The 9,539-nt window shown below is 34.2% G+C and carries 6 protein-coding genes and 1 pseudogene; all 7 read left to right on the top strand.

The window, feature by feature from the left end:
- Positions 1 to 145: 145 nt before the first annotated feature.
- The 7 genes and pseudogenes from HMPREF0446_RS08930 (at position 146) to HMPREF0446_RS05340 (ending at position 9,506) form a co-directional block, all read left to right on the top strand.
- On the top strand, positions 146 to 268 hold the full coding sequence (locus HMPREF0446_RS08930; RefSeq protein ID WP_280510739.1) for a hypothetical protein: 123 nt from the start codon (positions 146 to 148) through the stop codon (positions 266 to 268).
- A 116-nt stretch (positions 269 to 384) separates the two neighbouring features.
- A pseudogene (locus HMPREF0446_RS05365) lies at positions 385 to 3,927 on the top strand (SIALI-17 repeat-containing surface protein); the annotation flags it as partial.
- A 121-nt stretch (positions 3,928 to 4,048) separates the two neighbouring features.
- A complete protein-coding gene (locus HMPREF0446_RS05360; protein WP_006702414.1) occupies positions 4,049 to 5,320 on the top strand; it encodes an ABC transporter permease in 1,272 nt (423 codons plus the stop codon).
- A gap of 10 nt (positions 5,321 to 5,330) precedes the next feature.
- Positions 5,331 to 5,966: an ABC transporter ATP-binding protein gene (locus tag HMPREF0446_RS05355; protein WP_006702415.1), complete on the top strand. Its 636-nt coding sequence runs from the start codon at positions 5,331 to 5,333 to the stop codon at positions 5,964 to 5,966.
- Positions 5,967 to 5,986: 20 nt separating this feature from the next.
- Positions 5,987 to 7,360 carry an ABC transporter permease gene (locus HMPREF0446_RS05350; RefSeq protein ID WP_006702416.1) on the top strand — a complete coding sequence of 458 codons (1,374 nt, stop codon included), beginning with the start codon at positions 5,987 to 5,989 and terminating at the stop codon, positions 7,358 to 7,360.
- Between the two features lie 185 nt (positions 7,361 to 7,545).
- Complete coding sequence (locus HMPREF0446_RS05345; RefSeq protein WP_006702417.1) at positions 7,546 to 8,202, top strand: response regulator transcription factor; 657 nt, start codon at positions 7,546 to 7,548, stop codon at positions 8,200 to 8,202.
- Positions 8,199 to 9,506, top strand: a complete 1,308-nt coding sequence (locus HMPREF0446_RS05340; RefSeq protein WP_006702418.1) for a HAMP domain-containing sensor histidine kinase — start codon at positions 8,199 to 8,201, stop codon at positions 9,504 to 9,506. The genes HMPREF0446_RS05345 and HMPREF0446_RS05340 overlap by 4 nt, the downstream gene beginning before the upstream one ends.
- The last annotated feature ends 33 nt before the right edge of the window (positions 9,507 to 9,539 follow it).

The raw sequence follows: 9,539 nt of genomic DNA, 5'->3' as shown, positions 1-9,539 counted from the left end.
ATGTACTAAACGGAAAAGTAGACCCCAACAACGGAAGGTAAAGACGGAGATAAATACGTAAATACTGAAAGTGGAGACGTATTCGTTAAAAATAACGGAACATGGGAAAAAGAAGGCAACATCAAAGGACCAAAAGGAGACAAAGGTGAACAAGGTCTTCAAGGACGCGATGGCCGTGAAGGAGCCCAAGGACCAGCAGGTCGTGATGGACGTGACGGAGCACAAGGACGTGATGGACGCGATGGCCGAGACGGAAAAGATGTACTAAACGGAAAAGTAGACCCAACAACAGAAGGTAAAGACGGAGATAAATACGTAAATACTGAAAGTGGAGATGTATTCGTTAAGAATAACGGAACATGGGAAAAAGAAGGCAACATTAAAGGACCAAAAGGCGACAAAGGTGAACAAGGTCTTCAAGGTGAACGCGGACGTGATGGAGCACAAGGTCTACCAGGTCGTGATGGCCGAGATGGAGCTGCAGGACGTGACGGACGCGATGGCCGAGATGGAAAAGATGTACTAAACGGAAAAGTAGACCCAACAACAGAAGGTAAAGACGGAGATAAATACGTAAATACTGAAAGTGGAGACGTATTCGTTAAAAATAACGGAACATGGGAAAAAGAAGGCAACATTAAAGGACCAAAAGGCGACAAAGGTGAACGTGGTGAAGATGGTAAGACTCCAGAGGTATCTGTAACACCTGGTAAAGATGGAAACAGTACTGATATTACATTTACAGTCCCAGGTAAAGATCCAGTAACAGTAAATGTTAAAAATGGAGAAAATGGTCTAAACGGAAAAACACCAAAAGTTGACTTATTACGTGTAGAAGGTCAAAACGGAAACCCATCACATACAATCGTAACATTCTATACAGATGAAAATGGAGATGGAAAATACACTCCAGGAACTGATGAATTACTAGGTTCTGAAATAATTAAAGATGGTGCTAAAGGTGCAGATGGACAAAATGGTAAATCATTAATTACTGTTAAAGATGGTAAAGAAACAAAAGTTTACCAAGAAGATCCAGCAAATCCAGGTCAACCATTGAATCCTGAAAAACCTCTTGCAGTGATTAAAGATGGAGTAGACGGAGTCTCTCCAACAGTAACAGCTGTTCGTAAAGATGAAGAAGGTCATAAAGGTGTAGAAATCACTGTTGATAACCATGATGGTTCACAACCAACTACAGTCTTTGTTCAAGATGGTGCTAAAGGTGAAACAGGAGCAACAGGTCAAGATGGACAAACTCCAACAATCACTACTCAACGTGGAAAAGATGGCCAAAGCACTGTTGTAACAATTACAACACCAGGAAAAGAACCAGTAACATTTACTGTGAATGACGGTAAAAATGGTAGAGATGGACGTACACCACATATTGATTTAAATGCATTAGCGGATGCAGTTAGAAGAGGTGCAGGATTAGCTGCTAATCCACAACCTTCTGGAACATCAAGAAGTGCAAGAAGAGCAAGAAGTGTAGGAGATAATCCAGATGAAGTAACTCCACGAACTCAACCAGCAACTACAGACTCAACAGGTTCACAACCAACATCTTCAGATTCAACAGCATCACAACCAGTAGATGGTACTCGTATTACAGCATACTATGATAATAATGGTAACGGTAAATACGATCCAGATGTGGATGAATTAATTGGTACAAGTGATATCTTGAATGGTACAAATGGACGTAATGGTACAAATGGAGCTTCTGGAGCAGACGGACGTAACGGTGCTGAATTACTAAGTGGCGCTACTGCACCAACTGCTAAAGATGGTAAAGACGGTGATACTTATATCGATGCTAATACAGGTGACGTGTACAAGAAAGAAAATGGTTCTTGGAACAAGATTGGTAATATCCGTGGACCTCAAGGAGCAACTGGTGAAAAAGGTGAAAAAGGCGAAAAAGGTGACAAAGGTGAAAACGGGGTTAATGGAGCAGATGGTAAATCACCAGTTGTAAATGTAGCGGACAATGGAGACGGAACGCACTCTATTACAGTTCGCAATCCTGATGGTTCAGAATCTACAACTAAAGTTAAAGATGGTAAAGACGGTAAAACTGCTACTATCACTACAACAGAAAACCCAGATGGAAGTCATACAATTACTGTAACAAATCCAGACGGAACAACTAAAGAAACAGTTGTTAAAAACGGTAAAGACGGTAAAACTCCTAAAGTTGAAGTAACTGATAACGGAGATGGAACTCACACTGTTAAAGTAACAGATGGAGACGGTAATGTTACGAATGCTATTATCAAAGATGGTAAAGATGGTAAAGCTGCAACAGCAACCACTACTGAAAATCTTGATGGAAGCCATACAGTAACAATTACAAACCCAGATGGAACTAAGAATGAGTTTGTTGTTAAGAATGGACGTGACGGTGTTGACGGACGTACTCCAACTGCATCTGTTCGTGATAATGGTGACGGAAGTCATACAATTGTTATTACAAATCCAGAAGGTGTTACAACTGAAACAACAGTACGTGATGGTAAATCACCAAAAGTTACTATTACTGATGAACAAAATGGAACTCATAAAATCTCAGTTCTAAATGGTGATGGAACAACTACTGAAACAATTATCAAAGATGGTAAATCACCAGTAGCAACTGTTACTGACAACCATGATGGTACTTATACTATCCGTGTAGAAAATGGAAATGGAACTGTTTCTGAAACAACAGTACGTGATGGTAAATCACCAACTGCTAAAGTAGTAGACAATGGAGATGGAACTCACACAGTTACAATCGTTAACTCTGATGGAACTACTACAACTACAACAGTACGTGATGGTAAATCACCAAAACTTGAAGTGATCGATAACAATAATGGTTCACATACTATTAAAGTGACAGGTGCTGATGGTAAAGAAACTACAACTACAATCTTTGACGGTAAATCACCAAAAGCGAATATCGTAGATAATGGAGATGGAACACACACATTAACAATCGTTGATTCTGATGGTCGTGAATACAAATCTGTTATTAAAGATGGTAAAGACGGAAAAGATGGAGTTTCACCAACTGTAACAGTTAAAAATAATAATGATGGAACTCACGTTGTTACAATCACAAATCCGGATGGAAGTAAAACAGAAATGGTAATCAAAGACGGCAAAGATGGTAAATCACCAAAAGTTTCTGTTGAAGATAATGGAGATGGATCTCATACAATCACAATTATTAATTCTGACGGCACTGTAACAAAAACAGTTGTTAAAGATGGTAAAGACGGACGTGACGGTAAAGACGGCAAAGACGGCAAAGATGGTAAATGTGGTTGCCAAGACAAACCAGTAACACCATCAAATGATAAACCAGTACCTCCAGTAGCTGATAAACCAGAGGGACCTAAATTTGCAATGCCAGAACCACCAGTTTATGAAGTACCAGAATACACAGGTGGGATAACACCACTTGATCCTCCGGTTTATGATAAACCAGAATTTAATGGTGGAGTGCCAGGAATGCCTGAGGTTACTGAAGTACCAGAATTTAATGGTGGAGTACCAGGAATGCCTGAAGTAAATGAAGGTAATAATGCTGATGTACCAGGAATGCCAACACCTCCAGTACACGAAGTACCAGAGATGAAAATTCCAACTCCAAGTGATAATGGTAATGTTCCTCCAGTTAATGAAGTACCTAGAGAAGGTAAAGTACCACCAACAAATGGTACAACACCTCCTCCAGCAGAAGTTTCTCGTGAAAAAGAAGTTCCAACAGAAAATACTACACCTGTAGTTCCTGAAAGAACTCCTGTACCAGAAACAGGTACTACAACTCCAAATAGTTACTTACCAGAAACTGGAACTCAATCAGATTATATCTATATTGTTTTAGCTAGCGGAATCTTAATGTCACTATATGTGGGAAAAAGACAAGAAGACTAAATTAAATAAAAAATCTCGTCAGTTATTCTGGCGAGATTTTTTTGTTTTCATTTCATATACATTTCATAAACGCTCTCTATAATAAGTTACAGATAAGAAATGAGAGAGAGGAGTTATTCCTTTGATAAAAAATGCAGTACTTTATATTTTTAGAAAGAGAAAGAAAAGTCTGATATTAATCACTATTTTTAGTGTCATTTTAGCTTGTATATTTGCTTGTATGAGGTTATTATCTACGACTTCCACAGTGCAACAACAATTAAAACAAACGACAACTTCTTCGTTTGAATTTAGAAAAAAAGATGGAACAAGTTTTTCATTTAAACAAGTGGAAGAAATAAAGAAAGTTGCAGATAATGAGTCTTTAGAAAAACATTATCAAACAATTGCAAAATTAGAAAATCACTCAGTGGTGACTGGGGAAGAAAAAATTCAACGAGATGACATTGATGAAGAAATGAAAAATGTTGTTTCGCTCAATTCTAGTAGCCAAGTGAATCGAGAAAAACTATTTTCAAGTGGAGTTTTCTCATTGTTAAAGGGAAAAATGATAGAAGCAACAGATGTTCATAAAATCATGATTCATGAAGAGTTAGCTTCTAAAAATCAATTAAATCTTGGAGATACGATAACTCTTGATGTTATCCAACAAGAAACTGGGGAAAAGAAAAAAGTCGACTATGAAATTGTTGGAATTTTTTCTGGGAAAAAGCAAGAAACTTACACAGGATTAACTTCTGATTTTAGTGAAAATACAGTATTTACGGATTATCAATCCATTCATCAACTCTTCACTAGTGAATTAGGGGAAGTTGTGACAGGATTAAATATCTATGCTTCATCAAGTGAAGAATTACTAAAAATGAAACAAGCAATAGAAGCTTTACCATTCAATTGGGAAGAGTTTGTAATAGAGGATCAAAAGCAAGATTTCGATGATATATTAGAAAGTATTACAGGTCTTCAAAGTATGGTTCAGTGGATGACAATAGGGATATTAATTGCTGGAGCAGTTGTTTTATCTCTAATGCTAATGTTAAGTGTGCGAGAAAGAATTTATGAAATAGGTATTTTATTATCGATTGGAATTCATAAAGCTTGGATTATTGGTAAATTCTTTGTTGAATTATTTTTATTAACGATTCCAGCTGTTTTTGTTTCGCTTGCATTAGGGCCTATGATGGTTCAACAATTAATGAATGGATTTATATCGATGGATTCAGAACAATCTCCTTTAGGAAACTTTATTTCAAAAGGAGCACAACAGGGAGTAATAACCGTATTTAGTCAAAGTTATGCATTATTAGCAATAGTGATTGTATTCTCACTTGCTGTAACATTAGGAATCTTTTTAATGAAAAAACCAAAAGAAATATTATCAAAAATGAGTTAGGAGAATGAACATGAGTGTATTATCAATGAATAAAGTAAGTTATCAATATAAGGAAGCACGTCAATCTGTGTTATCACAAATTGATCAAGAATTTGAAGCCGGTAAATTTTACGCGATTATTGGGAAATCGGGTTCTGGAAAATCCACATTACTATCATTATTAGCAGCATTAGATAATCCAACAAGTGGAAAGATTTTATTTGAAGGAGAAGATATTCAAGAAAAAGGTGATAGCTATCATCGTAAACATCATATTTCTTTAGTATTCCAAAATTATAATTTAATTGATTATTTAACGCCTTTAGAAAATATTCGTTTAGTCAATCCTACAGCTACAAAAGAAATTTTATTACAATTAGGATTAGAAGAAAGTCATGTGAATCGTAATGTTTTAAAATTATCAGGAGGACAACAACAAAGGGTAGCGATTGCTCGTGCGTTGGTTTCAGAGGCTCCAATTATTTTAGCGGATGAACCAACAGGAAATTTAGATGAACATACAGCGGGTGAAATTATAGATGTACTAAAATCACTGGCAAAAGAAAGAAAAAAATGTGTCATTGTTGTAACACATAGTAAAGAAGTAGCAAATGCTGCAGATACGATATTAGAATTACGTGAAACAAAACTTCACGAAGTGAAATAAGTAAAGGGAGATAGAATAGGATGAAAAATGCATTTGCTTATATTTCAAGAAAAATCTTCAAATCATTCGTATTATTTGCCGTTATACTATCTATGGCGACATTAAGTATGATTGGATTATCTATGAAAGATGCAACGAATCAAGCTTCAAAAGAAGTATTTAAAAATATTACAAATAGTTTTTCAATGGAAATTAATCGTCGTGTGAATCAAGGAACACCACGAGGCGGAGGAAATATTAAAGGAGAAGATATTAAAAAAATCTCTGAATCTCCAGATATCGAAGGAACTGTTAAACGTATTAATAGTGTAGCTGATTTAGCAGATTACGATATTATTGAAACAAAAGAAACTCAAGGAGTGTTAACACCCGATCGTATTAAGAAATTTAAACGTGCTGTTATGTTAACAGGGGTTAATGATTCTGCGAAAGAAAATAAATTTGTTTCTGGCGCCTATCAATTGGTAGAAGGAAGTTCATTAGTAGAATCAGATAAACATAAAATTTTAATGCATAAAGATTTAGCTGAAAAAAACAACTTAAAAGTAGGCGATAAAATTACATTAAAATCAAATATTTATGATGCTGATAATGAAAAAGGTGCTAATGAAACGGTAGAAGTTGAAATTAAAGGTCTGTTTGATGGTCATAATAAAACGAGAGTTACAGCAGCACAAGAATTATATGAAAATACTTTAGTAACCGATATTCTTACAGCTGCTGAAGTATATGGAAATACAGAAGATACAGCAGTGTATCAAGATGCGACATTCTTTGTAAAAGGAAATAAAAATCTTGATACAGTCATTAAAGATTTAGGGAAATTAGCGATTAATTGGAAATCTTATAATTTAGTAAAAAGTTCTTCTAACTTCCCAGCCTTACAACAATCAATTTCTGGGATGTATTCAATCGCAAATAAATTATTTATTGGATCTATTGCATTTGCAGGAATTACAGTAGCATTATTACTATTCTTATGGATGAATGCTCGTCAAAGAGAAATTGGTGTTCTATTATCGATTGGCTTATCGAAAATGGAAATATTTGGACAATTTGTATGGGAGTTATTGTTCATTAGTTTACCAGCCTTTATCGGTGCAACAGGAGTTGCTATTTTAACAGGTAAAACAGTTGGAAATCAATTACTTTCAAGTGTTACTTCAAGTATTGCAAAACAAATGGGCAAACAAGCAGCCTCAACGGGTCTAGGTGGCGGAGCTGAAGTAGATGGCTTTAATAAGACATTAACTTCTTTAGAAATGGTGATTCAACCAACTAATGTATTATATGTAGTTGGTTTTATGATTGTGGTATTAGGGATTGCATTAACGATTGCCAGTGTGAAAACATTTAGTAAAAATCCTAAAGAATTATTAATGGATGTTGAATAGAAGGTTAAAATTACGGGAGAAAAGATGAACCTCTAGGATAAATAAACTGTCATTAAAAATGAAATAGATCAATAAAAGGAGCAGACAAAGAATAAAAAAGGATTCTAAGTCTGCTCATTTTTTATGAAATGACAAGGACAGAAATAAGAAAATCATTTATAATAAGAATGAGAGGAGATGAAGCTGTGAGAATTTTAATGGTCGAAGATGAAGCACCAATTCGTGAAGGAGTCTGTGATTATTTAATTGAATGTGATTATGAGATGATTGCTGCAAGTGATGGACAAGAAGCAATCGATTTATTTGATTCAAATGAAGTACATTTAGTGCTATTAGATATTCAATTGCCAAAAAAGAATGGATTAGAAGTTCTAGAATATATTCGAAGAAAAAGTTCAATCCCTGCATTAATGTTAACAGCTTTTAGCGATGAAGAATACCAATTAAAAGCTTTTAGTCAATTAGCAGATGGATATATTGAAAAACCATTTTCTTTACCTGTTTTAAAAGCTAGAATTGATGCTTTAATGAAACGTTATTATCCGGATACAGAAGTGTTTACTTATCAAAATACGAGTGTGAATTTCTCTAGTTATACAGCAACTCTTTTTGGTGAAAAAGTAGATATGAATGCTAAAGAAATTGAAATTTTAAAATGTTTAGTTGATCATGAAGGGCAAGCATTAAGTAGGCAACAAATTATTGATCAAGTTTGGAAAGAAACAGACGAAATTCCTTTTGATCGAGTGATTGATGTCTATATGAAGGAATTACGTAAAAAATTAGCATTGGATTGTATTATTACAATTCGTAATGTGGGATATAAATTGGAGAGACTATGAAATCATTAAAAATATTTCCAAAAATTTTAGCGACAACTTTTTTTATTTTAAGTATGTTAGTTATCGGCATTCATATTTCGATTTATTTTATTTTTCCTAAGACTTATCTTGAAACGAAACAACAGGAATTAAGTATAAAAGCAGACCAAATTTCGTCCAATTTAAACTTAAAAGAAGAAAGTCAAATTATGGATTTTGTGAACTTATATTCGAAAGGAAATGATATTACTTTGATGGCAGGAGCTGAAACAGGCTCTAATGAATTTGAAATTAGTCAAGGGATACCAGCAGATTTTTCAAGTTATACTAATTCTTTAGTCATTGAAGAGCGACAAATTCAAACAAAAACTGGAGAAAATTTAAACTTACAATTTATTACAACAACTGATTTACAAAAAGAAGCTATTTCTTTAAGTTGGAAATTTTTACCATATACTTTGTTAGTATCCTTCGTGATGTCACTGATGATAGCTTGGATTTATGCGAGAATTATAACCAAACAAGTTCAACAGATGAAAAAGACAATGAGAAGAATGAAGGAATTGGATCGTCATGCTTTGTTAGAAGTTCAGTCGACCGATGAGGTTGGTGAATTAAAATCACAAATTAATCAATTGTATATTAATTTATTACAAGTGATTGATAATGTAGAAGAAAAGAATGAAACGATTCTTCAATTAGAAAAAATCAAATACGAATTTTTCCGTGGACGTTCCCATGATTTAAAAACACCTTTAGCAAGTTTAAAAATTATTTTAGAAAATATGAAATATCATGTTGGAAAATATAAAAATCGTGATTATTATATTGATGAATGTATTCAAATTGTCGATGGACTGACCGTTAAAGTAGTTGAATTATTAAGAGAATCTAAGGAAGCTCTAGGGGAAAAAGCAAAATGGATTTCCCTCGAAGAAGAGATTCAAAAAGTTACTCAGGATCATCATTGGATTGCAATGAAGAGAAATTTAACCATTCATAGTCATATTGTTTCAAAGCAATTATTAATCGGACAGGAAGCTTTTAAAATGGTACTCTCCAATATTTTTAGTAATGCGTATCAATATGCTAAAAAAGGTTCGGTCATTCGAATCGTTTCGGATGAAAATTGTTTTATGATTCAAAATGAAGTGAATGATGCCGTAGAAGAAATGAATGACTTATTAGAAGAAAATCAAAAGAAAACAGGAATTGGTTTATTAGTCGTTCAAAATTTATTAGAGCATTATGGATTTAGTTACCAGTTAGAAAAGGGTAAAAAGCAAGTAACAGTTACAATAGAGTTTCCAAAAAATATGAAGTGAAAGATGAGGTACATTTCCAAATAGAAGGAAGTG

The organism is Granulicatella elegans ATCC 700633 (assembly GCF_000162475.2).
Classification (GTDB): domain Bacteria; phylum Bacillota; class Bacilli; order Lactobacillales; family Aerococcaceae; genus Granulicatella; species Granulicatella elegans.
Note: the sequence above shows the minus strand (reverse complement) of the source record. Positions and strands in the feature narration are given on the sequence as shown.

Excerpts from the sequence above, each read along its gene's own strand:
- HMPREF0446_RS05340 (WP_006702418.1), top strand. The coding sequence starts at position 8,199 with ATGAAATCATTAAAAATATTTCCAAAAATTTTAGCGACAACTTTTTTT.
- HMPREF0446_RS05355 (WP_006702415.1), top strand. The coding sequence starts at position 5,331 with ATGAGTGTATTATCAATGAATAAAGTAAGTTATCAATATAAGGAAGCA.
- HMPREF0446_RS05350 (WP_006702416.1), top strand. The coding sequence starts at position 5,987 with ATGAAAAATGCATTTGCTTATATTTCAAGAAAAATCTTCAAATCATTC.